Origin of the sequence: Staphylococcus pasteuri, assembly GCF_030547725.1 — a bacterium.
Taxonomy (GTDB): Bacteria; Bacillota; Bacilli; order Staphylococcales; family Staphylococcaceae; genus Staphylococcus; species Staphylococcus pasteuri.
In genome coordinates this window covers 1-245 of record NZ_JAUOQO010000764.1, presented here as the reverse complement: position 1 = coordinate 245, position 245 = coordinate 1, and the positions used below count along the sequence as shown (strand labels likewise).

Here is a 245-nt window from a genome sequence, read left to right as displayed (position 1 = left end):
GCCCGGCCTATCTGGCGGGATTGTCGGTGGGCGATGAAATTCTGGCAATCGACGGTGTGCCGGTGGGCGACGCAGGTTTTGTGTGGCCAGAGATTGAGGGGCCTGTTGTCCTTCTTGTGCGGGGGGCAGGCGGTCAGACCCGGCATGTGGTCTTTGATCCGTTTTCAAATGAACAGGGGATGCGCCCCATCGGCGGGGCGGTTGTGCTTGACCCCGTTGTGATTACACTTTGATCAGGAGACAAC

General features: G+C 59.6%; 1 protein-coding gene. It reads left to right on the top strand.

Annotated features, from left to right (window positions below; all coding sequences use genetic code 11):
• Positions 1-233, top strand: a 233-nt coding sequence (locus Q4528_RS15420) for a PDZ domain-containing protein (protein WP_303522589.1), incomplete at its 5' end; no start/stop codon positions are given.
• Positions 234-245: the final 12 nt, after the last annotated feature.